Annotated in this window: 17 protein-coding genes; 5 read left to right on the top strand and 12 right to left on the bottom strand. The window is 61.7% G+C overall.

The annotated features are described in order from the left end of the window. Positions 1-132: 132 nt before the first annotated feature. The gene (locus tag VFO93_RS01725; RefSeq protein WP_325132579.1) at positions 133-5,718 is read right to left on the bottom strand and encodes an alpha-2-macroglobulin family protein; all 5,586 of its coding nucleotides are present in this window, start codon (positions 5,716-5,718) and stop codon (positions 133-135) included. A 234-nt stretch (positions 5,719-5,952) separates the two neighbouring features. Here VFO93_RS01725 and VFO93_RS01720 point away from each other — a divergent pair, with 234 nt between their 5' ends. Continuing rightward, positions 5,953-7,830, top strand: a complete 1,878-nt coding sequence (locus VFO93_RS01720; RefSeq protein ID WP_325132578.1) for a polysaccharide deacetylase family protein — start codon at positions 5,953-5,955, stop codon at positions 7,828-7,830. A 59-nt stretch (positions 7,831-7,889) separates the two neighbouring features. Here VFO93_RS01720 and VFO93_RS01715 read toward each other — a convergent pair whose 3' ends face one another. The 5 genes from VFO93_RS01715 to VFO93_RS01695 all read right to left on the bottom strand — a co-directional run bounded on the left by VFO93_RS01715 (position 7,890) and on the right by VFO93_RS01695 (position 12,178). Beyond that, entirely contained in the window at positions 7,890-8,156 is a 267-nt protein-coding gene (locus VFO93_RS01715) for a DUF167 domain-containing protein (protein ID WP_325132577.1), read from the bottom strand. Between the two features lie 32 nt (positions 8,157-8,188). Next, positions 8,189-8,947 carry a Fe-S cluster assembly protein HesB gene (locus tag VFO93_RS01710; RefSeq protein WP_325132576.1) on the bottom strand — a complete coding sequence of 253 codons (759 nt, stop codon included), beginning with the start codon at positions 8,945-8,947 and terminating at the stop codon, positions 8,189-8,191. An 83-nt stretch (positions 8,948-9,030) separates the two neighbouring features. Then, positions 9,031-10,041 (bottom strand): hypothetical protein, encoded by a 1,011-nt coding sequence (locus tag VFO93_RS01705; RefSeq protein ID WP_325132575.1) that lies wholly within the window; start codon positions 10,039-10,041, stop codon positions 9,031-9,033. A gap of 99 nt (positions 10,042-10,140) precedes the next feature. Beyond that, on the bottom strand, positions 10,141-10,551 hold the full coding sequence (locus VFO93_RS01700) for a response regulator (protein WP_325132574.1): 411 nt from the start codon (positions 10,549-10,551) through the stop codon (positions 10,141-10,143). A 139-nt stretch (positions 10,552-10,690) separates the two neighbouring features. Beyond that, the gene (locus tag VFO93_RS01695) at positions 10,691-12,178 is read right to left on the bottom strand and encodes a sensor histidine kinase (RefSeq protein ID WP_325132573.1); all 1,488 of its coding nucleotides are present in this window, start codon (positions 12,176-12,178) and stop codon (positions 10,691-10,693) included. A 241-nt stretch (positions 12,179-12,419) separates the two neighbouring features. On the opposite strand from VFO93_RS01695, the gene VFO93_RS01690 reads away from it, so the two are divergent. Further along, positions 12,420-13,250 carry an RNA methyltransferase gene (locus VFO93_RS01690; protein WP_325132572.1) on the top strand — a complete coding sequence of 277 codons (831 nt, stop codon included), beginning with the start codon at positions 12,420-12,422 and terminating at the stop codon, positions 13,248-13,250. Between the two features lie 120 nt (positions 13,251-13,370). Here VFO93_RS01690 and VFO93_RS01685 read toward each other — a convergent pair whose 3' ends face one another. Next, the gene (locus VFO93_RS01685) at positions 13,371-13,871 is read right to left on the bottom strand and encodes a DUF6630 family protein (RefSeq protein WP_325132571.1); all 501 of its coding nucleotides are present in this window, start codon (positions 13,869-13,871) and stop codon (positions 13,371-13,373) included. Between the two features lie 154 nt (positions 13,872-14,025). Beyond that, a complete protein-coding gene (gene typA, locus VFO93_RS01680) occupies positions 14,026-15,843 on the bottom strand; it encodes a translational GTPase TypA (RefSeq protein WP_325132570.1) in 1,818 nt (605 codons plus the stop codon). A 204-nt stretch (positions 15,844-16,047) separates the two neighbouring features. On the opposite strand from typA, the gene msrB reads away from it, so the two are divergent. Further along, positions 16,048-16,611: a peptide-methionine (R)-S-oxide reductase MsrB gene (gene msrB / locus VFO93_RS01675; protein ID WP_325132569.1), complete on the top strand. Its 564-nt coding sequence runs from the start codon at positions 16,048-16,050 to the stop codon at positions 16,609-16,611. A 72-nt stretch (positions 16,612-16,683) separates the two neighbouring features. Next, positions 16,684-17,037: a hypothetical protein gene (locus VFO93_RS01670; RefSeq protein ID WP_325132568.1), complete on the top strand. Its 354-nt coding sequence runs from the start codon at positions 16,684-16,686 to the stop codon at positions 17,035-17,037. Positions 17,038-17,203: 166 nt separating this feature from the next. On the opposite strand, the gene VFO93_RS01665 is transcribed toward VFO93_RS01670, so the two are convergent. Next, positions 17,204-17,860, bottom strand: coding sequence for a hypothetical protein (locus VFO93_RS01665; protein WP_325132567.1), 657 nt, complete (start codon positions 17,858-17,860; stop codon positions 17,204-17,206). Positions 17,861-18,059: 199 nt separating this feature from the next. Here VFO93_RS01665 and metG point away from each other — a divergent pair, with 199 nt between their 5' ends. Further along, entirely contained in the window at positions 18,060-20,102 is a 2,043-nt protein-coding gene (metG, locus tag VFO93_RS01660; RefSeq protein ID WP_325132566.1) for a methionine--tRNA ligase, read from the top strand. A 152-nt stretch (positions 20,103-20,254) separates the two neighbouring features. Here metG and pth read toward each other — a convergent pair whose 3' ends face one another. The 3 genes from pth to VFO93_RS01645 form a co-directional block, all read right to left on the bottom strand. Then, complete coding sequence (gene pth, locus VFO93_RS01655; protein WP_325132565.1) at positions 20,255-20,821, bottom strand: aminoacyl-tRNA hydrolase; 567 nt, start codon at positions 20,819-20,821, stop codon at positions 20,255-20,257. 274 nt (positions 20,822-21,095) lie between these two features. After that, complete coding sequence (locus tag VFO93_RS01650; protein ID WP_325132564.1) at positions 21,096-21,671, bottom strand: 50S ribosomal protein L25/general stress protein Ctc; 576 nt, start codon at positions 21,669-21,671, stop codon at positions 21,096-21,098. A 165-nt stretch (positions 21,672-21,836) separates the two neighbouring features. Further along, positions 21,837-22,766 (bottom strand): ribose-phosphate pyrophosphokinase, encoded by a 930-nt coding sequence (locus tag VFO93_RS01645; protein WP_325132563.1) that lies wholly within the window; start codon positions 22,764-22,766, stop codon positions 21,837-21,839. Positions 22,767-23,457: the final 691 nt, after the last annotated feature.

The following is a 23,457-nucleotide window of genomic DNA, read 5'->3' as shown; positions in this document are numbered from 1 at the left end:
CCCCCTCTCCGAAAAGGAGAGGGGGAGCCGACCGTTCGCGGACGTAGGCAGTCGTTGATTAGTCGTTAGGCTCCCCCTCTCCTTTTCGGAGAGGGGGCCGGGGGGTGAGGCGCCCACGTTAGGGCTGCCGGCCTACCGCACCCGCACCACGCCCGCCCCGTTGTACGAGTGGTACTCCGCGTTGTACATCGCATCCGCGCTCACCGGCCCCAGCTTAAACGTGCCCTTGCTCACCGCCCGCGCCAGGTAGTAAAACGTCTTCGGCGTAGCCGAAGCGGTCGTAAACAAGTTAATCCGGTCGTCGCGCACGTCGAGGTAGTCGGGCGTGCTGGCGGCTTCCGTGCCTTTCACCTCACGCTGCGGACCTAGGCGCGGGTTTTCGATTTCCAACCCGGCGGGCAGTAGGTCGGTAATGGCCACGTTCTTCACTTCGCCGGCCGCGTCGGCGGCTTGCAGGGTTATTTTGACTACTATCAGGTCGTTTTGGCGGATGCCGGTGGGCGAGATAGGCTGGCCTTCGCGGTTCAGGAACTGGCGGCGCACCTTGAGGTAGCTATCCTCCTCGTGCACCCGCCCGCCAGCCGAAATGCCCTCCATCTCCCAGAAGTAGTAGAGCTGGCCCGCGCCGCTGGCCTTTAGCAGCAGCTGGTAGTTGGCCACGTTCTGCACCGTCAGGTCTTTACCGTCGAACTTGCCCAGCGGCTTGCCGGCCGCTGAGAGCGTGGCTGTGACCGTGCTGGCGCGGGCGCGGCGCGCTATTTTGCCCAGCGACAGCAGCGCGAAAGCCGATTCCTGGGTGTTCATATAGCGCTCGGCCTTCACCTGCCGGCTCAGCTGGCGGGCGATGCTGGCGACTTGCGGGTTGTTGGGGTCGGCCTCGAATAAGGCGTTGAGGGCCAGCGCCTCGTCGCGGATGGGCGACGAGAACGAGCCGTCGAGCTCGCGGCGGGCTTTTTCGGGGGTGAACTGGTGGGGTAGCGTCTCCTGAAAAGCCTTTTGCTGGCCGCCCAGCGCGTAGGTGCAGGCCAGCAAAAAGCGCGCATCGGCGGTGAGCAGCGGGCGGTTGGCCTTGTAGTAGTTGAGGGCCGTGGCATCCTGGCGGCCGGCCAAGGCCAGCACGTAGAGCGAGTAGGTTATTTCGCGCTTGGCAATGAGGCGCTCGCGGGCAATGTTGCTGACGTCGAAGTACTGGTACTTGTCGGTTTCGCGCTGCCTCACCCGGTACTGCATATAGGTCAGTACCTTGTCGAGCAGCTTCTGGTTTACGGCGAAGCCGGCCTGCTTGGCTTCTAGCAGGAAGTGGGCGGCGTAGGCCGTGGCCCACCAGTTGTCGTAGTCGCCGCCGGGCCAGTAGCTGAGGCTGCCGTTGTAGAGCTGCATGCTCTCGATTTTGCGGATGGCCTCCTGCACGTGGTAGTTGGGGTTATAGCGCTGCACGTGGGGGCCGGGCTTCTGGTTGAGCGTGGCCGCCAAATCGCCGAAATACAGCTGCGGAAACGCCGCCGACACGGTTTGCTCGAGGCAGCCGTAGGGGTATTGCAGCAGGTAATCGAGGTTTTTGGAGAACTGCGTGAGCGGCGAGCGGCTCAGCAGCATCTTGCTCCGCAGCGAGGTGGGTAGGAAGTCGGTGCGCAAATCGAGCGTGGCCGGCGTGCCGGCCGTGGCGTCGCCGCTGCCGGTGCGCTTTTCGAGCGGCGCGGCGGGGCGCACTGGTATTTCGATGATTTCGGTGAAAACTCTTGGCTCGCCTTCAATTGAAATAGCAACTGTGACTTTGCCAGTACCGATGCTGTTTCTGGCTGTAACTCTCGACATCAGGGTTATTTCCTGATTAGGGGCCAGTGCGAAACTCAGTGGCGGTTTTTTAGTAGTAAAGAAGAAGGAGGTATCGCTAATAGTTACCTCCAAATTTTTACTGCTAGTTGGATGATAGAGGGGGCCGCTTACTACTTCAATTGCTGCCACTCTCTTGGAGGAGCCGGGAGCCATTCTGAAAATTGGTTTGCCGACAAGCGTCTTACCCGTCGTATTTGTCAGCGTCACCGGCACATCAATCGTATCGCCCGGACTAGCAAACCGCGGCAGCGCCGTGCTAATCACCACCGGGTCAGCCACCTTCATGGTCTGCTCGGCGCTGGCGAAGGCGTCGTCTTTGTAGGCCACGGCCATCACGCGCAGCGCCCCGCTGAACTGCGGCAGCCGTATTTTGTACTGCACCAGGCCGTTGGCGTCGGCGGTCAGGATGCCGCTCCACTTGGCCATGAGGCGCACGCGGCGGCTAGGCACGGGCGTGGTGCGGCGGCCGAGGTCGCCGGCGTCGCCGCCGCTGCTACTGGTGCCCAGCTCGGGCAGCAGGAAGGGGTAGATGTCGAAGGCCCCGACTTCGAGCGCCCGCTTCTGGTAAAAGTAGGCATGGGGGTCGGGCGTGCGGTAGTCTTTGCGCTGCAAAATGCCCTCATCCACCACCGCCAGCGTCACCTGGGCGCCGGGCGTGGTGCGTACCTCGATGGTCTGGAACACCTGCGAGCGGCTTTGCGCGGCGGCTTTCAGGGTGAGGGGCAGGTGCGTACTGGGCTTTTCCACCGCCAGCGGCACGAAGCCCCGCGCCACCGTTAGGGGCAGCGAATTGTCGGTAATGGGCCGGATGGCGGTGGCCGTGACGTAGATATTCGGCACGTGCCCGCCGCGAATGGGGATGCTCACCCGCGCCGATTTCTGGTCGGTATCGACGTAGAAATGGTCGAGCACGCGGTCGCGCTCCACCGTCACGAGGATGCGGCCGGGGAAGGGCGTTTTCAGCAGCAGCTGGGCCGTTTCGCCGGGCTCGTACTTGGGCTTGTCGGCCTCGATGATAACCTCGCCTTCGTTGTTGACTTCGAAGGAGTTGCCGGCCGTGTCGCCGCTGCCGTAGGCGTAGAAATACTCGGCCACGTAGTTGCTGGCCTCGGGCCGCATGATGCGGACTTCGTACTCGCCCGAGTACTGCGGGCGGAACTTGATTTTGTCCACGCCGCTCAGCGGCAACTGCTTGGTCAGTAGTACTTCCTCACGCTTCTGTGAGTTGTACACGTAGCGGTCGCCCTGGCGCTCCAGCACCGTTTCCCAGAGCTTGCGTACTATCGTGACCTGGGCGGTGGCCGCCGTGGGCCGGCCGCTGGGCGTGAGGGCTACGAACTTCATATCCAAGTCCTGGTGCGTGCCCACTAGTCCTCCGATGCGCTCGATGCCAAACATCGCCTTTTGGGTCTGCACCTCGAAAGTAGCCAGGCGGTTGACCGGCCGGCCGGTTTCGTCGAATATCGTGGCGAAAGCCGTGCCCGTGAGCGTGCCCATGTCGCGCACGTCGGGCACGGTGTAGGGGGCCGCGCCGCGCCCGGCGGCGTCGGTTTCGCCCTCGCGCTGCTCGTGCGGAAACTGCTCGGCCAAGTCGGCCAGCGCGCTGCGCCCGCTGCCGGCCTGAATATCAAAGTTGTAGCCAGGGTAGTCTTTGGACGTAAACGACTTGGCTTTCAGCGAAAACTCAACCTCAAACTTGCGCCCCGCCGCCGGCGGCCCAAATAGGTTGAGGGCCGTGATTTTAGCGTTCACCGTTTCGGTTGGGCGCACCGTGGTGGGCGCGGCCGAAACGGTCACTTTTAGCCGGTCCGGGATGAATTCTTCCACGCTCACCTGCCGCGAGGTCAGCAGCACGTCGTTGCCGGTCAGCACCTCCAGCGTGTAGAGCCCGGTCATGATGCTGGCCGGCAAAATGAAGCGCGACGCCACCGCGCCGGTGGCGTTCAGGCGCTCGCCGAGGCTCACGTATTCCTTGCCGGTGGGCAGCAGCAGGCGCACCTTCACGGGCAGGCCGGTCGGGGGCGTGCGCCAGTCGTCGTGGCGCACCACGGTGTTGGTATAAATGGTATCGCCGGGCCGGTACAAGTCGCGGTCGCCGTACATAAAGGCCTGGTAATGCGCGGCGTTGCTAGTGAGCCCGCCCACCTCGAAGCGCGAGGTTTCGACCTGCGTTTGGGGCAGGTTAATAAACGAAAAATCGGCGTCCTTCACCACCGTTACCATGCCCAGGCGCAGGCGCGAGCCGGCCACGCTGTCGTAGCGCGCCACGCCCTGGCCGTTGGTGGTGGCGGTGGCCATCACCTGGTTGCTGGTACTGAGAAAGCGCACCGTGGCCCCGCTTATCGGCTGCGCCGTGCGGATGGAGTTCAAAAAAACCACCGCGTCGCCGTTGGCATTTTGCCGCGCAATGAGGCCGAGGTCGGTCAGGGCCACCAGCTTTTCTTCGCGCAGCCACAGGTGCTCGGTATCCTGCACGCGCACCACGTAGAGACCCTTGAGCGGGGCGCTGAATTCTAAGTCTTTGAGGTTGAGATTGAGCAGGTGCAAACCGTTTTGCTTGCGGAGCGCGGCCGTGGTGTAGCGGCGCTTAAAGAGTACGTCGCCCCGGTTTTCGAGCTCGTAGTATTGGTAGCTGCCGCTGCCGCCGTCGTTATCGGGGTCGCCGTCGCCGCCGCCGCTGTACTCGCCGTCCTCTTCGCCCTCGCCGCCACCGCTTTCGTAGCCGTAGCGCTTGCCGCCGCGCAGAAATTCCTGCACGTTGCTGGCGTAGATTTTGGCCACCGTTACCTGCACTTTCTCCACGCCGCTTAGGCGCAAGCCCAGGTTGCGCGCCCCTATCGAGCTGAGGTACATGGCTTTCTCCGCGCTGGCGAAGCTGATGCTCGGCTGCACGTCGGCAAAGCTCACGCCCTGGCTAAACCGCTCGATGAGCCGCCCGCCCAGCGCCCCGCGCACGCCCGGCTCAATGCTGATTTGGTACTCCTTGCCAATCTCGAAGCCGCCGCGCAGCAGCAGCCCACTTTCCTGGGCCTCAATCGAAAATGCCACCTGCGGCTCCACCTTCAGCAGCGGTTGAATGTCGGCCACGGACACCGGCTGGTTGGTGAGCAGCGTCACCACCGGCTGCCCCTCCAGCACCGAGCCCGTGAGCTCGCGCACTTGCAGCGTCTCCTGCTCGGGCACGGTAGCCGAGGCCACCAGCGGCGCGGTGGTAGCCCGGCTGCCGGCCACCGCCTGCAAGCCCGGCGCCACCGTGACTTGCAGCGGCTCGCCGGGCTTCACTTCCTGGTTGATATTGACAGCTAGCGTCTTGTCCGGCTCCACGGCCGTGACGGTGAAGGCTACCGGCCGCCCGTTCTGGCTCAGCGAGAGGCGCGGGCGCAGGTCGGCCGGTCGCACGGGGTAGTTGAAAACCAGGTTGGCGCGCAGCTCGGCCGTGCCCACGGCCTGCTCGCTGCGCCCGTAAAATACCTGCGGGCTGCTCATGGCCACCAGCGGCGTATGAAACTTGCTGCGGTCGAGCTTCAGGCTTTGCTTGCCAGAGGGCAGCGCGCTCGGCCGCAGGCTGGCCTCGATGACCGTGCTCGGCGGCAGCGGCTCGTAGGACGAAAACACCAGCTCGCGCCCCTCGTTGGTCCACTTGAATTTGCCTTTGATGGCGGGCGAAAACTGCACGTAGCGCGTCGTGTCCCATTGCCCCTCGGGCGTGGCCGGGGCCACCGGCTCGTCGAAGGCGAAGGAGATGTTCTGGTACGGGTCGATTTCCTCGCCGTCGGCCTGATTACTAGTGGTGGTTTGGGTTTCCTGGTCGGCTTTTTTGGAGCAGGAAAAGGTGGCGAACAGCGGCAAAAGCAGCAGCGGCAGCAGGCGACAGGGGCGCATAAAGAGGCCGGGAAAAACGGCCCGGAAAGGTAGCGGGCGGGCGGTCAAAAACAGCTATTGTTCACGCGATTTTGGCGGTTTTAAAATTTGGCTAACAGTCTTTCCCGCAGGGTTTCGCAGGGGTAGGCGCGGGGTTTCGCAGGGTTTTCTTTTAGACGAACGCTGCGCCTGCCGAATGACGAGGTAGAAACGCCAGCTAATGCGTCTCTACCCCACCCGGTACCTTTGCGCCTCATGCGTATTCTGCACGTCCTTTCCGCCAATTTCTTCGCCGGCTCCGTTGCCTACGCCGTGGCCCTAGCCGAGGCGCACCGCCAGCAGGGCCATCAGGTGTGGCTGGCTTCTGATGCGGCCACGCTGCCCACGGCGGCTACGGTGGTGCAGTTGCCCATCAGCCAGCGCAAATACAAGCAGCGCTGGCGTAATATTCAGGCGTTGCGCCGGCTGATACAGGAAAACGAAATCGACGTGGTGCACGCCCATTCGCGGGCGGCGAGCTGGGTGAGCTACTTCGCCGTGCGCGGCCGGCCGGTACCGCTGGTGAGCACCGTACACGGGCGGCAGCACCTGCACGCTTCTACCTCGCTGTTTGATGTGTACGGCGATAAGGTGATTGCCATTTGCGGCAACCTGGCCGCGCATCTGCGTGAGGAAGTGAAGATGGAGCTGGGTAAGATTGCGGTGGTGCCCAATGGGGTAGGGTTTGATGGAGTTTTGAGTTTGGATAACGCGCAATCCGACGCAACTCAGAACTCAGAACTCAAAACTCAAAACTCACCCAGCGGGCGCATGGCCTTCATCGGCCGCTTCAACGGCCCGAAAGGCGAGCGCGCCGCCGCGCTTTTCGAGCACGTCTTTCCGCCCTTGCTGCGCGAGTTTCCGGCGTTGCGGGTAGCGCTCATCGGTGGCGAGCTGGACCACCTGCCCGCCACCGGCAAAACGGCCCTGGCCGCGCTGCAAGTTGAGTTTGGCGCGCGCGTCGAGATAGTAGGTTTCACCAGCGATGTGCCCGGCTGGCTGCTCAAAACCGACCTCGTCATCGGCGCGGGCCGGGTGGCCATCGAGGCGCTGGGCGCGGGCCGGGCGGTGCTGGCGCTGGGCGAAGCCTGCTACGCCGGCCGCGTCACGGAAGAGACCTACACCACGGCGGCGGCTTCCAACTTCGGCGATATCCTGGCGCGGCAGGGCGCGGAGGCGGTCGATTGGCAACTGGTGCTGGGCGAGGCGCGGGCCTTCTGGCAAGCGCCGACGCGGGTGTCCGCCGCCTTGCAGCAGCGCGTGCGCGCCGACTACGACCTGCCCGCTATCGCGGCGCGGGTGCTGGCGGTGTACGAATCGGCGCGGATGAAAAAGGCGGTGCCGGATTTCATTCCGGTGCTCATGTACCACAAGATTCCTGATGCGCCGCTGGCCAGCAAGCACCAGATTTTTGTGACGCGGGCGGATTTTGCAAAGCACCTGGCGTACTTCAACGCGCACGGTTTTACGCCAATCACCTTCCGCGATTATCAGGAGTTTGCCAGCGGCCGGCGCTCGCTGGCCGGGTTTCCGCGCCGGCCCGTTATCCTGACCTTCGACGACGGCTACACCGACAACTACACCAACCTGCTCCCCCTGATGCAGCAGTACGGCTACCGGGGCGTGCTCTACCTGCTGGGCGATTTTGACATTCGCTACAACCAGTGGGACCTCGCTACCGACCTCACCGAGCCCCGCGCCGACATCATGGACCGCGCCCAAAAACAAGCCTTCGTGGCGGCGGGCTGGGAAATCGGCGCGCACACCATGAGCCACGCCAAGCTGCCCGAGCTGCCCGCTGCCACCGCGCTAGCCGAGATGCGCGACAGCAAAGCCGCCTTGGAAGAAGCCCTGAACACCGAAATTATTTCCTTCGCCTACCCCTACGGCGCGCTGAACGAGGAGGTAAAAGCCCTGACCCAGCAAGCCGGCTTCACCTACGCCGTGGCTACCGACACGGGCGGCCTGCACCTCGAAGATGACCGGATGCAGATTTTCCGCATCAATATGTTTCCGCACGAAACGCCGGGTAGCCTGTTCAAAAAAACCGCTACCTGGTACCGCAAGTACTATTGCTGGAAGCGGAAGAAATAGCACTCAGTGCGGACTGCCGACGTTGAGCCGGCTGTCCGCACCGGGCGCAAAGCGCTCACTCAGGCGTGGTAGCGCGCTAAAATTGCGGCCCCGGTTTCGTCGCTCACGCCGCTTATTTCTACCTTTTTGAAGGGCGCGGTATGGCCGCTCAGCAGCTGCACGTCGCGCTTGGGTACGCCGAATACTTCGGCCAAAAAAGCAATCAACTCAGCGTTAGCCTGCCCATCCTGCGGCGGGGCGGCGAGGCGCACCAGCCAGCGGCCATCGGGGCCGGGCAGCAGCTGGCTGCGGCGGGCGTTGGGCTTGGCGTGCAGGTGAATGGTCATAGTTTTTAACATTCCGAAACATTGCGCAAAAGCTATTCGGATTGAGCTTTATCTACTTTGGCCTGGCCCACCGGGCACACATCGAGTAGCACGCAGCGCTGGCAGGCGGGGTTATAGAAGTAGCAGCACTTCTGCCCATGAAACATGAGCGCCTCGTGGTGGTCGTACACTTGCTGGGCCGTCCAGTCGGGCGGCAGCAGGGCGGCCAGCAGCGCGTGCGCCGGCCCTTCGCCCACCTTCGGGCCGATGAGGCCCAGGCGCTGCGCCACGCGGTGGTGGTGGCTATCGACGGGCATGGCGGGCAAGCGCAAATTGCTGAACAGCAGCGTGGCCGCGCTGGTCTTGGGCCCCACGCCCGAAATGCTTTCGAGCCAGGCGCGGGCTTCCGGGATTGGCTTATCGGCCAGGAAATCGAGCGAGCAGGGCGGCAGGTTTTCGTCGCCGCAGCGGGCGCTTATCTCGCGCAGCACGGCCTGGATGCGGGGCGCTTTTTGCTCGGGCCAGGTGCAGGCGCTCAGGGCGCGCTGCACGTCGAGGGTGGGCGCGTCGCGCACTTCTTCCCAGGTAGCGAAGGTGGCCCGCAGCTGCTGGTAGGCGCGGTGCGAGTCAGCATTTTTGGTGCGGTGCGAGAGCAGCGCGCTGATGAGCTCGCTCAGCGGGTCTTTGGTGCTGAAAAACAAGAACGGCGCGCCGTACTCGGCACACAGCCGCCAGTGGGCCAGCAGTGCCAGCTCGCGCAGGGCACTAAAATCGGCAGTAGACAGGGCAGGAGCGGCGCGGCGGGTAGGCATGAAAAAAGGTACTGCAAACCGGCGCGCCAGGTTCGCAGTACCTCACTCATTCATTCACTCATTCACTCATTCACTCATCCGCCTCACCGCCCGCTGTTGTAGAGCGCGATGGCCTGGCGCTGGGCCTCGGCCTGCTTGCTCTGAAAGATGAGCGGCACGATGAGCACCGGAATGGCCGCGTAGAACAGTGGCGAAATGCCGGGGCTGCCCGTGGGCCGCGTCGATTGCACCAGGCCGGCCACCAGCAGGCCGCCGCCCACCACGTAGGCCGCGACGGTCGACTGCCGGTAGCGCCGGGCATTGCTGAGCAGCTGCTGCGCGCCGGGGTTTTCGGCCGTGGCCACGGTTAGGTTGCGCAAGTTCAGGTTTTGCACCGGGCCATTGTCTTTCGAGAAATACTCGGTTTTGGTGGTGCGGTAGCCGCCGTAGGGGTTGCCGAAGCCACCATACGGGTAGCCACCGTAGCCAAAGCCGCCCATTCCCATGCCCATCCCCATGCCGTAGGGCGAGCTGGCGTAGGAGGTATTATAGGTGGCGTAGAGGCTGATGCGGCCGGTTTTTTCGCGGCGCAGGGTCGTTTCGCGGTTTGAGTTGGGCAGCGTGGTGCGCACGTAGTGGCCGGTCTGGTCTTCGTAGAAGCCCACGTCGGCGAGGTCGATGCGCTGCCGGCCGTCGAGCAGCAGGTGCGAGTGGCCGAAAAGCGGCGATTTCACCTCCACGTCGGCCACGTTGTACACCTGCCCGTTCTTGAGCCCCACCTGAAAGAGCGTCGGCCGGGTGGGGCCAGCCATCACGTAGGGGCGGCCAAAGGGGCTGGTGCCAGCGGCCGGGGCGGGCGGCGGGGCCACGGGCTCGGCCACTACGGCCGGCTGGCGCGCCGAATCGGGAGCCGTGGCCACCTGGCCAGGGGCCACGGGGGCCGGGGCGGGCACCACGTCGAGCTGCTGGCGGGGCGGGGCGGCGGGCCGGGTGGCCGGGGCGGGCAGGGTAGGGGCACCGCCCAGCTGCCGGGGGGCATCATCCTGGGCCAGCGCGGGCTGGCTGGCCACGCCCAGCCCCACCAGGGCCAACGCGGCGATAATCACGGGTTTCATGCGAGCAAAGAAAAGCGAAACCAGCCAATGCCGGCCGGTGCGCCTGCAACGAGCCCGGCCGCCCCAAAAGTGCCCGGCCGCCCAAAACGCTACCCGCCGCTATTTCAGCAGCTTTTCGAGCAGGTTGAGGCTGTCGACCATGTTGTGGCCCGACTCAAAATCGAGGGGCTTGAGGATGTAGCCGCTCACGGCCAAGTTGGCGGCGGCGGCGCGCTCGTGCTCCATGTCCGAAGTAGTAGTGATATACACCGGAATGTCGCTCAGGGCGGGCGTGGCGCGCATTTCGGCCAAAAACTCGAGGCCACCCATGCGCGGCATGTTCAGGTCGAGCAAGATTACCTCGGGCAAGGGGCTGATGGGCGCTACCCCGCCGCGCCCCAGCAGCAGGTCCAGCGCTTCCTCGCCGTTGAAGGCGGTGTGGAGCTGGTGCGGCACGTTGAATTTGGCAAAGGTCTTTTGCGCCATCATCGTGTCAAAAATGTCGTCTTCAACCAGTAAAACCGAACGCATAGTATTAAGAATAAGAGTAAAGCTAATAAGCTGCACCGTAGATAACGGCCCCGGCTACCGTGCTGGATTGGCCGAGTGATGTAAATCAATCGAAAAAATGAAGCGGGGTCGGCCCCGCCCCGCCCAAAAACCTGCGCGGCTACTTGGTCCAGGTAAAGATAAAAGCGGCCCCGTGCCCTACTTCCGACTCGACCCGGATGCTGCCCTTCTGGTTGTCGATGAGGCGCTTCACGATGCTGAGGCCGATGCCGGTGCTCTCGGCCGTGTGGCGGTCGCGCAGGGTTTGAAACAGCCGGAAAATGCGTTCGTGGTGCTCGGGCGCGATGCCGGGGCCGTTGTCTTGCACCCTGAACTCGTAGGCGCGGCCGGCGTCGCGGGCGCTGAGGCAAATGCGGCCGCCCGCACCCGCGCCGTGGTACTTCACGGCGTTGCTGAACAGATTGGTGAACACTTGCTGCAAGGCCAGCCGGTCGGTGTGGAAGGTGGGCAGGCCGGGGGCCAGTTCCAAAGTAAAGTCGGGCGGCACCACGAGGTCGGCTACGTCGCGGGCCAGCTGCGCCACGCTCACTTGCTCGGTGGGATGCTCGGTGCGGCCGGCCCGGGCATAGGCCAGCAGGCCGTTGATGAGGTCTTCGAGGCGGGCCAGGCGGCCCTTCATCTGGGTGAGGTAGGTGCGCAGGGCGGGCGAAAGCTCGTCGGCCTGCTCGTCTTCTATCCACTTCACGATGGAGCCCAGGCCGCGTAGCGGGGCTTTCAGGTCGTGCGAGGCCACGTAGGCAAACTGGTCGAGCTCCTGGTTGCGGCTTTCGAGCTCGCCGAAGGCCTCGTCCAAGGCCTGCGTCATTTGGTTGAGCAGCTTGGCCAGCGAGCCCAGGCGGTCGGCGCCATCGTCTTGAATTTTAACCTTATAATCGCCCTGCACTACCTGCCGGGCCAGGTGCTCGATGCCCTTGATGCGCCGGGCCGTGTCCTGGTTGGTGCGGGTGAGTTCGAGGCGCAGGTGCTCGTTGGCGCGCAGCTCGTCGGCGATGCGGCCAAACAGCCACAGCACGATGACGATGGCCAGCACCGCCGACAGCACGATGGCCGCCGGCACCAGTTTCTGAAACAGCTTCTGGCGCTGGTTGCGGCTTTTGAGCAGGTATTCTTCGTGCTGGCGCAGGCGCAGCACTACCCCCTTGAAGGTGCGCAGCGGCTGCTGCTCGCGCAGTAGCAGCACCTGGGCCGCCTCGGGCGAGGGGTCGTAGTTTTTGAACAGCTCCAGCTCTTGCTCCTGGCCCTCAATGAGCTGGCGCAGCGTATCGGCGCGCTGGTGCTGCACGCGCCGGTCGGCCACGAGGTGCTGCAAGGCTACGGCTTTGCGCCGCATCAGCAAGGCGTTGCGGTAGTAGAGGTCAAGGTAGTAGGGGTCGCCCACCAGCAGGTAGCTGCGCATGCCGGTTTGGGCGTCGCGGATGGCAATGCGCACGTCGTCGGTTTGTTGCAGCACCTGGTAAGAGTGCTCGACCAGCTCGGTGTAGCGGCTCAGCTGCCGGATGGAAACGAACGCCATCACGGACGTGGCCACCAGCGCGGCCAGCGCAATGGCGAAACCCAGTAAAATCTTGGTATTGAGTCGGAGGCCCAAGGAGGTGAGGAGGTTATGAGGGGAAGAGGAGAAAGGGCTAGGCTGTTTCGGATGCAGAGAGAAGAGAGAGAGCGGGGAAAAATCGCTTTTTCGTTACGACAAACGTTATTAAGCGTTCAGTAGCATAAAGAAAAGCCTACTTTATCGTTCCTGCTTTTTATTCGTTGCTAAAAGGCCTTTTCGACGCCGGGCACCTTTTCACCTGCCACGCCCACCGCCCGCCAACCGTACCTTCGCAGCCATGTACGCCGCCCGCCCTGCTCAGCCCGACCGCATCACCAGCCTGCACAACCCGCGCATCAAGGAGGTACTGCGCCTGCAAGACAAGTCGGCCGAGCGCCGCCGCCAGGGCCTGACTTTGGTGGAAGGCTACCGCGAGCTGGCCAACGCCCGCCAGGCCGGCTGGCAGCTGGCCACGTTGCTACTCTGCGCCGAGCTGGCCGGCGACGAGATAACCCAGGAGCTGACCGCGCCCACGCACCTCGTGCCGCGCCCCTACGAGCTGCTACCCGTGAGCCCCACGGTATTCGCCAAGCTGGCCGTGCGCGAGCGCTCTGACGGCGTGCTGGCGCTGTTGCGCACGCCCAGCCGCACGCTGGCCGACCTCAATTTGCCCGCGAACCCGCTTATCATCGTGCTCGAAGCAGTGGAGAAGCCCGGCAACCTTGGTGCCATTCTGCGCACGGCCGATGCCGCGCCCGCCCACGCCGTGCTGGTGGGCGACCCGCGCACCGACCTCTACAACCCGAACGTCATCCGGGCCAGCCTGGGCGGCATCTTCACGGTGCCCACTGTGGCCGCACCCATGCCAGAAATTCTGGCTTTTCTGAAAGAAAAAGGCATTCGCACCTTCGCCGCCGCGCTGGCCGACGAGGCCAAAAGCTACACTGCCACCAGCTTTAGCGGCCCCACCGCGCTGGTGCTCGGCACCGAGGCCGACGGCCTCACGCCCGCCACCCGCCAAGCCTGCGACGAAACGGTTATCATCCCGATGCGCGGCGTGCTCGACTCGCTCAACGTGAGCGTGGCGGCGGCCGTGCTCACGTTCGAGGCCGTGCGCCAGCGCGGATAAGGCTCAGTTTTGCATACATAGAGTAGAGACGCAATAGTTTGCGTCTAGCGTTGCTGAGCAAACCTCCCTAACGCCAGACGCAAAATATTGCGTCTCTACCCCGCTCAACGTCTTGCAGTATCAGTATACTTTCAAGCCAAAGCCCAACTGCTGGGCCAAGCGGCGCGTTTCCTCTACCTGCACCTCGGCTACCACGCTCAGCGCGTGCGAGTCGCTGTCCAGCGGCAGCAGCACCAGGGCCAGGCCCAGCGGCTCCAGCGCTTCCTGCAAGGCATCCAGCGCTTCGGGCCCGGTAGTGGCGCGGCTGGCAAAGCCTTGCTCATTCAGCCGCTCGGAGCGGCCTTGCTGCGCCAGGGTCTCATTGAGGCCGTAGGCGAGGTCGGCTACCGGGTCGGTCCAGTCGGCCTCCCACAGCAATTCTTCGCTCAGCAGCGCGTCAATGAGGGCCACATCACGCAGCTCCTGCGCGGGCAGCGCCGCTTCGATGCCGCGCTCGGCCAGTTCTTCGGCATATTCCTCCTGGTAGGCGGCTGGGTCGCGCAGCACCAGCGAAAGACGTTCGGTAACGCGCTGGGTAGCGTCAGTATCAGCCAGCGTAAAAAGCTGAACAAAAGCGTTCAAAGAATCCATAAATTAAGAAATTAAAACTAAGCTAACATATTCTACTAAAAACAAAGAAAGGCTGCCCAGAGGCAGCCTTTCCCGTATCTCCCGAATAGCCAGCCTGCGCAGCAGGCGTATCCGTTCAATCCTAAAAATCCGTTTGAATCTGCGATTATTGGGCGTCGGCGGTCTTAGCGTAGCGCAGGCGCTCGTTTTCGTCGAGGTAAATCTTGCGCATCCGCACCGACTTGGGCGTTACTTCCAGGTACTCGTCTTTCTGGATGTACTCCATCGCGTCTTCGAGCGAGAACTGGCGCTTGGGCACGATTTTCACGTTGTCGTCCGAGCCCGACGCGCGCATGTTGGTCAGCTTCTTGCCCTTCTGGATGTTGATGGTCAGGTCGTTGGGGCGGGTGTGCTCACCGATAACCTGGCCACCGTACACTTCCTCGCCCGGGTCTACGAAGAATACGCCGCGGTCCTGCATCTTGTCGATGGTGTAGGCCGTGCCGGGGCCGCTTTCCAGCGAAATCAGCGAGCCCGAGATGCGGCCCGGAATCGCGCCCTTGTGCGGCTCATACGAGGCAAAGCGGTGGTTCATAATAGCTTCGCCGGCGGTAGCGGTCAGCACGTTGTTGCGCAGGCCGATGAGGCCACGGCTCGGAATGTTGAACTCCAGGTGTTGCAAGTCGCCCTTGGGCTCCATGATGCTGAGCTCGCCTTTGCGCATGGTTACCAGCTCGATAACCTTACCGGCGGTTTCCTCGGGCACGTCTACTACCAGGTGCTCCACAGGCTCCAGGCGGTTGCCGTTTTCGTCTTCTTTGTACAGCACCTGCGGCTGGCCGAGCTGCAGCTCGTAGCCCTCGCGGCGCATGGTTTCGATGAGAACCGACAAGTGCAGAATGCCCCGGCCAAACACCAGGAAGGTGTCTTCACGGTCGGTTTCCTTCACGCGCAGCGCCAGGTTTTTCTCGGTTTCCTTGAAGAGGCGGTCGCGCAAGTGGCGCGAAGTCACAAACTTACCTTCCTTGCCGAAGAACGGCGAGTTGTTGATGGTGAACAGCATGTTCATCGTCGGCTCGTCGATGGCAATGCGCTCCAGTGCCTCGGGGTTCTCGGCGTCGGCCAGCGTGTCGCCGATGTCGAAGCCTTCGATGCCGGTTACGGCGCAGATGTCGCCGCTGCTTACTTCGGCTACTTTCGTGCGGCCCAGGCCCTCAAATACTTGCAGCTCCTTGATTTTTACTTTCTTCACGCTGCCATCAGCCTTCATCAGGCTCATGTTAGCGCCCTCCTTGAGGGTGCCGCGGTGCACGCGCCCAATGGCGATGCGGCCCACAAACGACGAGTAGTCGAGTGAAGTAACCTGCATCTGCGGGGTGCCTTCGTTGACGGGGGCAGCCGGAATCGACTCGATTACGGCGTCGAGCAGCGGGGTGATGCTGTCGGTTTTTACTTTCCAGTCGGTGCTCATCCAGCCTTGCTTGCTCGAGCCGTAGAGGGTCACGAAATCAAGCTGGTCTTCGGTGGCGCCGAGGTTGAACATGAGGTCGAATACCTGCTCGTGCACCTCGTCGGGGCGGCAGTTTTCCTTGTCTACCTTGTTTACTACCACGATGGGCTTCAAACCCAGGTCGAGAGCCTTGCTGAGCACGAAGCGGGTCTGCGGCATGGCGCCTTCGAAGGCGTCCACGAGCAGCAGCACGCCGTCGGCCATTTTCAACACGCGCTCTACCTCGCCGCCGAAGTCGGCGTGACCAGGGGTGTCGATAATGTTGATTTTCACGCCATTGTAGCGTACCGATACGTTCTTCGATACGATGGTAATGCCACGCTCACGCTCCAGGTCGTTGTTGTCGAGGATAAGGTCGTCGAACTGCTGGTGGGCGTCGAAAATCTTAGAAGCGTGGATAATCTTATCCACCAAAGTCGTCTTGCCGTGGTCAACGTGGGCAATGATGGCGATATTCCGAATGTTCTGAGTCATACGTAAGTTTTTGCGGCCGCAAAGGTACGGGTAATCAGGCAGAAAAACGCCATCGCCCTAATTATCTAATTACTAGCCAGCCGGAGTACGGACAGCGGGCAAGGCGCAAAAATTCCATTTCAACTATTTTAACCCGACTGGGCGCTACATCCGAACGCCGGGCTTTTTGCGTTTGTTAGCCCTCCAACTAGCAGTCCTTCACCCATGCGTCTTTCTTTGCTTTCGCTCCTGCTGAGCGTCGTTATTTTCACTCCCGCCTGCTCCCAAACCCGCGCCGATAAGCCGGTGGCTGGCGTGGTACCTGCCGGCCCCAAAGGTGCCACCGTCACCACTGCCAAATACCCGCAGCCCCAGCCCGTGACCGGCAAGCCCGGCGAGTTTCCGGTGCAGCACACCGATGCCGAGTGGAAAAAGCTGCTCACGCCCGACCAGTACTACATTCTGCGCCAAGAGGGTACCGAGCGGCCCTTCACCGGCAAGTACCACGACAACCACGCGGCCGGCACCTATTACTGCGCCGCCGACCATAACCTGCTGTTTTCCAGCGCTACCAAGTTCGACTCGGGCACCGGCTGGCCCAGCTTCTTCGCACCCGCTACGGCGGGTAGCGTTAAAATAAAGTCGGACAACAGCTTTGGCATGAGCCGCGACGAAATAGTGTGCGCTAAGTGCGGCGGCCACCTCGGCCACGTCTTCGACGACGGCCCCAAGCCCACCGGCCAGCGCTACTGCATGGACGGCAACGCGCTGGTCTTTGAAAAGAAATAAGTTGGAACCCCAAAATCCAACCTGCGTTTAAGGAAGGCGGCCCGCGCAGGGTCGCCTTTTCTTTTGATAATCATGCCTTTTCATACTCCTTCCCGCCTGGCTTGGCTGGCGCTGCCGGCCCTGCTGACCAGCTGTAGCACCACTGAACAAACCGCCGAAAGCGCGGCCCCGCGCAGCGTGCCCACCGAAGTAAATTCCGACGCTGACCGCCGAGCCATCTACAACTCCAACGGCACTGCCGTGCGGGCTGGCGCGCCCGTGCCCGATGCCACGCCCAACGTGATGCGCCTTGGCGAAGACGCCTCCGATATTAATCGCGCCAAGCGCCCCGAAACGCTCAACACCAACGACGCCAACATCACGACGCCCGAGACGCGCCTGCGCCGCCTCGACCAGCCGATTGCCGATACCCTGCGCCGGCCGTAAGTGCCTAACCCGTTCTGATGTTTAAGGGTGCGAATTGCCAGCTTCTTCGCCAACTGTCCGCACCGGAAGTACCGAACAAGCCACCTTGTACAGCTAAAAAAGCGGCCTGCTTCCGGATAGGAAAGCAGGCCGCTTTTTTAGCTGTAAAGACTCGGCTGAGGGACGACTAAACGTTGTCTACCGCTACGCTGTCGTTGGTGGTACCTTCGGGAGTGTTCAGGCTGGGCGTGGCCGGGCGCTTGGGCGCGCGGGCGGCGGGGGCCGCTTTGGGAGCGGCGCTGCCGGGGCGTTTGGCGCTAGCCTTTTCGGCGGCTGGCGCGGCTTCGGGCTTTGCGGCCGGCTTGCGCGGCGCAGCATTTTTGCCGGCGCTGGCTTTGCGGCTGGGGGTAATAATAGGCTTGCTATCAGATTCTTCACTGGTATCAGCTGCGGTCGGGGCCGGGAAGTTGAGGTCGTTGCTACGGCCGGGCGCTACTGAGTCGTAGTGGCGCACTATCGTGTGCAGGGCCTGCTCGAAGAGGCGCTCGGTGTCCACGTCGAGGCGGCGGGTAGCCTCTTTCACCACTTCTTTCAGCTTGGCCTTCGTTTCTTTGCGGATGCGCGTTACCATTTCGCTCATGCGGCCGTCCAGCTCTTTTTGCAGCTGCTTGGCCGCTGCTTTCAGCGTTTCCTTCTGGCTGGCCTTCTGCTCGGCGCGGTCGCTTTCGAGGCTTTTGCTGGCCTGACGACTGGCTTTTGCAGCTTTGCGCTGGGCCTTTTCTTCGGGGGTGCGTTTGGTGGTAACTGCCGGAGCCTCAGCTACCGTCTCGTTCTTTTTAGCCATGTGTGAAATTGGGAATTGAAAGGTGAAAAGTAGGCCTTGCTAGAGGCTGAGCCAAAGGTAATTTGCCAGCTTGGCAAACGAATAAACAGCTATTTAGTTAGCAGCATTTACTTTCTGAATCAATTGGATTGCTCGCCCGCGCCGCCCGCTCACTACCTGCGGCCAGCCAGCGGCGACCCACGTTTTTATTTTTGCAAAGATGACCTTACTCCCAGAGCGCTATACCGTTACGGCGGCGCTGCCCTACGCCAACGGCCCCGTCCACATCGGGCACCTGGCCGGCGTGTATTTGCCCGCCGACATCTACGTGCGCTACCTGCGCGCCCAAAACCGTGACGTAAAATTCATTTGTGGCTCCGATGAGCACGGTGTGCCCATCACTATTCGGGCGCAGAAAGAGGGCGTGACGCCGCAGCAGGTGGTCGACAAATACCACAAGATTATCGGCGACTCGTTCAAGGAATTTAACGTGTCGTTCGACGTGTATTCGCGCACATCTTCCGAAACGCACGCTGAGGTATCGAGCGAGTTTTTCAAGAAGCTGTACGCTGATAATAAATTTATTGAGCAAACCACGCAGCAGCTCTACGACGAGCAGGCCGGCCAGTTTCTGGCCGACCGCTACGTGGTGGGCACCTGTCCCAACTGCGGCAACGAAAACGCCTACGGCGACCAGTGCGAGCGCTGCGGCACCTCGCTCAGCCCCACCGAGCTCATCAACCCGCGCTCGATGCTGAGCGGCAACACGCCGGTGCTGCGCGAAACCAAGCACTGGTTTTTGCCCCTCGACCAGTACGAGCCCTGGCTGCGCGAATGGATAATCGAGGGCCACAAAAACGACTGGAAAACCAACGTGTACGGCCAGTGCAAGTCGTGGATAGACCAGGGCCTGCACGCCCGTGCCGTAACCCGCGACCTCGACTGGGGCGTACCCGTGCCGGTGCCCGGCGCCGAGGGTAAAGTGCTGTACGTGTGGTTTGATGCGCCCATCGGCTACATCTCGGCCACCAAGGAGGGCTTCCCCGACGACTGGCAGAAGTACTGGCAGGACCCCGGCACCAAGCTGGTGCATTTTATCGGCAAGGATAACATTGTGTTTCACTGCATTATCTTCCCGGTAATGCTAAAAGCGCACGGCCACTACATCCTGCCCGACAACGTGCCGGCCAACGAGTTTCTGAACCTCGAAGGCGACAAAATCAGCACCTCGCGCAACTGGGCCGTGTGGCTGCACGAGTACTTGCAGGATTTTCCCGGTCAGGCCGACGTGCTGCGCTACGTGCTGTGCGCCAACGCGCCCGAAACCAAGGATAACGACTTCACCTGGAAGGACTTCCAGGCGCGCAACAACAACGAGCTGGTCGCTACCCTGGGCAACTTCGTGAACCGCGCCGCCGTGCTCACGCAGAAGTTTTTCGAGGGCCAAGTACCCGAGCGCGGCGAGCTGCAAGCCATTGACGAAGAGGTGTTTCGCCAGGTAGCCGAATTCCCGGCCCGCGTGGGCGACCTCATCGAAAACTACCGCTTCCGCGACGCGCTGGCCGAGGTGCTGAACCTGGCCCGCGTCGGCAATAAATACCTGGCCGAAACCGAGCCTTGGAAGCTCATCAAAACCGACGCCGCCCGCACCGGCACGGTGCTGCACGTGGCCCTGCAAGTGGCCGCCGCGCTGGTGCCGCTGCTCACGCCCTTCCTGCCCGAGTCGGCCGAAAAGCTGGCCAAGATGCTGAATTTCCAGCCCGGCGACTGGCCGAGCGCAACTCGCGCCGAGCAATTGCCGGCCGGCCATCAGTTGCAGGAACCAGCGCTGCTGTTTGCTAAAATCGAAGACGCGGTAGTGAATGCGCAGGTGCAAAAGCTGCTCGACACCAAGCAAGCCAACGCCCTGGCCAACGCGCCCGTAACGGCGGCCAAGGAAAACGTGAGCTTCGAGGAGTTCGGCAAAATGGACCTCCGCGTGGGCACCATCATCGCCGCCGAAAAAGTCGCCAAAACCAAAAAGCTGCTCAAGCTGACCATCGACACCGGCCTCGACCAGCGCACCATCGTGAGCGGCATCGCGGAGTCGTTTATCCCCGAAGCGCTCATTGGCCAGCAGGCGATGGTGCTGCTGAATCTCGCTCCCCGCGAGATAAAAGGTATTCAAAGCCAGGGCATGTTACTACTGGCCGAAAACGCCGATGGCACCCTGGCGCTGATGCAGCCCGGGAGCGCCGTGCGCAACGGTAGTAGCATTTTGTAGCAGCTTTAGGTAGCCCGTAAGCGCTAAAAACCGGCTGTCATGCTGAGCTCGCGAAGCATCCTAGCACGTTTATTCGAGCGTGCTAGGATGCTTCGCAAGCTCAGCATGACAGCCGGTTTTGGCGTTTATAAAGCCGGTCAAGCCAGCGGTTACTACTTCACGTTTACCACGTTCATGGCCCGTTCCAGCCCCATAGCGCCGAAGGCTAAAATCGCTTCGCCGGCTTTCTCGATGCGCAGTGGCAAGTCAAGCTGCTCATCGGCCGAAAAGGGATTGAGCACGTAATCGACCTGCCGGCCCTTCGGGAAATTGGCATCGACGCCGAAGCGCAGCCGCGCATACACGTCGGTGCCGAGCGTGGCCTGGATGTCTTTCAGCCCGTTGTGCCCCCCTGCCGAGCCCTGGCCTTTCAGCCGCAGCTTGCCGAAGGGCAGGGCTAGGTCGTCGGTGACAACAATCATGTTCCCGATCGGAATTTTGAGCGCGCTCAGCCAGTGCTGCGCAGCCTTGCCACTGAGGTTCATGAAGGTAGTAGGCTTCACCAGTACGTAGGTGTGGCCCTTGCTCTTGAACTCGGTAGTGAAGGCGTGGCGGCCAAGCGCGAAGCGCGGTGCGTCAAATTTTGCGGCCAGGTAGTCGGCCACCATAAAGCCGATGTTATGGCGCGTGTCGGCGTATTCGGGGCCGATGTTGCCCAGGGCAAGAACTAGAAAGACCACAGATTCAAACGGATTTTTAGGATTTAACGGATACGCCCGCTGCGCGAGCTGGCTACTCGGTATTTTTCGGGTAGTTAATTCAGGGCTAGTAGTGTAAAGAACTATGTAGCAGAATTTTGCAAAAGAAAAAGGCTGCTTGAAAAGCAGCCTTTTTCTTTTGCAAAACAACGCCACAGCGCCAAAGAATACACAACGGCAAGGACCGCGTCCGAATAGTCAGCCCGCGCAGCGGGCGTATCCGTTGAATCCTAAAAATCCGTTTGAATCTGCGGTCTTAGCCGCGGTTGGCAGCCATTTCGCCTTTCAGCGCACGCGGGATGGTAACGGTGGCGATGGGGGCCTGAGCGTTGGTGAGGATGGTGTAGTTTTCGGCTTTCACCGCGCCTACTTTCACCGATTTGCCGAGCTCTAGGGTGCTGATGTCAACTTCCACGTAGTCGGGCAGGTTTTCGGCGGTAGCCTTCACCTTCAGCTTGCGCAGCTTGCTGGCGAGCTTGCCACCGGCGAGTACGCCCGGCGATACGCCCACGTATTTCACGGGGATGTCCATTTTCACTTCTTTGCCTTCCTGCAATTCCAGGAAGTCCACGTGCAGCAGCATCTCGTTCACGGGGTGAAACTGAGCATCTTGCACGATGGCGCGGTAGTGCGTGCCTTCCACGTTCAGGTCCACGATGTGGGCCTCCGGGGTGTACAGCAGCTCGCGGAACAGGATGGCGGGCACCGAGAAGTGCACCGTGTCTTGGCCACCGTACAGTACGCAAGGCACTTGGGCGTCGAGGCGCAGTGCCTTGGCGTCCGTCTTGCCGAGATTCGCTCTTTTAAACCCTACAATCTCCAGGCTTTTCATAAAAGAAGTTGGTTTGGAATGAATTAGCCGCCTAGCATACTTTGCCAAACGGGCCGCAAAGGTACGGGTTTGGGGTGGGAATAGCAAAGCAGTTGCGCGGACTTTGCAGTCCGCGTCCGTTAGCGGGCAGCCAGTCGGACGCGGACTACAAAGTCCGTGCAATACTTAAATGAACAGCGAACTGATGCTGTCATGCGTCACCACGTTGCGAATAGCAGCGGCAAACAGCGGCGCTACCGAAATCACCCGAATCTTGTCATTCACCTCGCGCTGCGGAATCGTATCCGTCGTAATCAGTTCCGTGAGCGACGAATTGCGGATGCGCTCGTGCGCCGGGCCGCTCAGCAGCGGGTGCGTAATAACGGCGCGGACCGAGCGCGCGCCGCGCTCCATCACGAGGTCAGCGGCTTTGCAAATGGTGCCGGCCGTGTCCACAAGGTCGTCCACGAACACTACGTCCATGCCCTTCACGTCGCCGATTACCTGCATTGAGGCAATCTCGTTGGCCCGCAGGCGCATCTTGTCGCAGACTACAATCTCGGCCCCAAATTTCTTGGCGTAGGCCCGCGTCCGCACCACGCCGCCCACGTCGGGCGAGGCGAAGATGAGGTTTTCGAGGTTCAGGCTCTTGATGTAGGGTGCCGTAACAGTGGCCCCGTCGAGGTGGTCGACCGGGATGTCAAAGAAGCCCTGAATCTGGCCGGCGTGCAGGTCGCAGGCCATGAGGCGGTCGGTGCCCACGCTCTGGATGATGTTGGCCACCACCTTGGCCCCGATGCTCACGCGGGGCTTGTCTTTGCGGTCCTGGCGGGCGTAGCCCATGTAGGGCATCACGAGGTTCACTTTGTGGGCCGAGGCGCGCTTGCAGGCGTCCACCATCAGCATGGCCTCCATGAGGTGCTCGGAGGGAGGAAAGGTGCTTTGAATAAGGAATACCTCACAGCCGCGCACGCTTTCATTGAAGCTGGGCCCCAGCTCGTTATCGGCAAAACGCTGTACGGTGAGGTCGCCCAGCGGCTGGCCGTAGCACTCGGCAATGTTGCGGCCCAGCTCCTGCGAGGCGCTGCCCGCAAATATCTTAACAATCGGTTCCATCAAGTGTAGGGTAAGCGTTAGCTCGCCGTGGATAAAGGTGTCAGAGAAAATAAAGCGCTAAACGGCAAGCTGAAGCCTACCGCACAAGACCAAAAAGCGAAAGGCGCCGGCTTGCTCCCGGTAGGGGAGAAGCCAGCGCCTTTATAAAAATCAAGGGGCGGGAAAACCGTAGCGCAGTCTTGCGGCCGCCGTTTTTCCCGAATTGCTAAAAATCGTTGCGGCCGCCCATTCACCGGGCATTCCGTCCGCACCCCACTACTTAGGTCGGGCGTCCGGGGGGCCAGGGGCTGCGGGGGCTGCTTACTCATACAGTCGAACTTGGCGGGGCCGCCGGCGGGTGGCGGTTTGCGACTGCAAAGTTGCGATAGGTTTACGAAATTGTGGTAGAAATCCTGTTTTAGCTCCAATAAAATAGTTGAGCACAGGCTGTCGGAAATCTGCAAACCCAATTTAAATTTGTGTCGTTATAGAGGCAAAAAATAAGGTGCCGAGCCTTTCAGCCCAGCACCTTACCGCTCTTACAAGTAGTGAACGGCCGCTGAGAGGGCACCGCTACCAATTGCAAGCCCGATGAGCCATTTGATTAGCTCTTCGGATAGCCGGAGGTCAAGCCTGAGCTTAGCCCCCGTTTTTACACGCTTATTTCTCATTGCAGGGAGAATTAGGTGTTTAGCCACCTTCTTCTTTTAAG

The sequence above is a fragment of the Hymenobacter sp. genome, from assembly GCF_035709525.1.
Classification (GTDB): Bacteria; Bacteroidota; Bacteroidia; order Cytophagales; family Hymenobacteraceae; genus Hymenobacter.
This window is presented reverse-complemented; position numbering and strand designations above follow the sequence as displayed.

Coding starts and splice junctions, on each gene's coding strand:
- VFO93_RS01670 (WP_325132568.1), top strand. CDS start 16,684: ATGCCTTTTCATACTCCTTCCCGCCTGGCTTGGCTGGCGCTGCCGGCC.
- VFO93_RS01645 (WP_325132563.1), bottom strand. CDS start 22,766: ATGGAACCGATTGTTAAGATATTTGCGGGCAGCGCCTCGCAGGAGCTG.
- VFO93_RS01665 (WP_325132567.1), bottom strand. CDS start 17,860: ATGGCTAAAAAGAACGAGACGGTAGCTGAGGCTCCGGCAGTTACCACC.
- VFO93_RS01690 (WP_325132572.1), top strand. CDS start 12,420: ATGTACGCCGCCCGCCCTGCTCAGCCCGACCGCATCACCAGCCTGCAC.
- VFO93_RS01715 (WP_325132577.1), bottom strand. CDS start 8,156: ATGACCATTCACCTGCACGCCAAGCCCAACGCCCGCCGCAGCCAGCTG.
- VFO93_RS01720 (WP_325132578.1), top strand. CDS start 5,953: ATGCGTATTCTGCACGTCCTTTCCGCCAATTTCTTCGCCGGCTCCGTT.
- msrB (WP_325132569.1), top strand. CDS start 16,048: ATGCGTCTTTCTTTGCTTTCGCTCCTGCTGAGCGTCGTTATTTTCACT.
- VFO93_RS01700 (WP_325132574.1), bottom strand. CDS start 10,551: ATGCGTTCGGTTTTACTGGTTGAAGACGACATTTTTGACACGATGATG.
- metG (WP_325132566.1), top strand. CDS start 18,060: ATGACCTTACTCCCAGAGCGCTATACCGTTACGGCGGCGCTGCCCTAC.
- VFO93_RS01710 (WP_325132576.1), bottom strand. CDS start 8,947: ATGCCTACCCGCCGCGCCGCTCCTGCCCTGTCTACTGCCGATTTTAGT.
- VFO93_RS01705 (WP_325132575.1), bottom strand. CDS start 10,041: ATGAAACCCGTGATTATCGCCGCGTTGGCCCTGGTGGGGCTGGGCGTG.
- VFO93_RS01650 (WP_325132564.1), bottom strand. CDS start 21,671: ATGAAAAGCCTGGAGATTGTAGGGTTTAAAAGAGCGAATCTCGGCAAG.
- VFO93_RS01725 (WP_325132579.1), bottom strand. CDS start 5,718: ATGCGCCCCTGTCGCCTGCTGCCGCTGCTGCTTTTGCCGCTGTTCGCC.
- typA (WP_325132570.1), bottom strand. CDS start 15,843: ATGACTCAGAACATTCGGAATATCGCCATCATTGCCCACGTTGACCAC.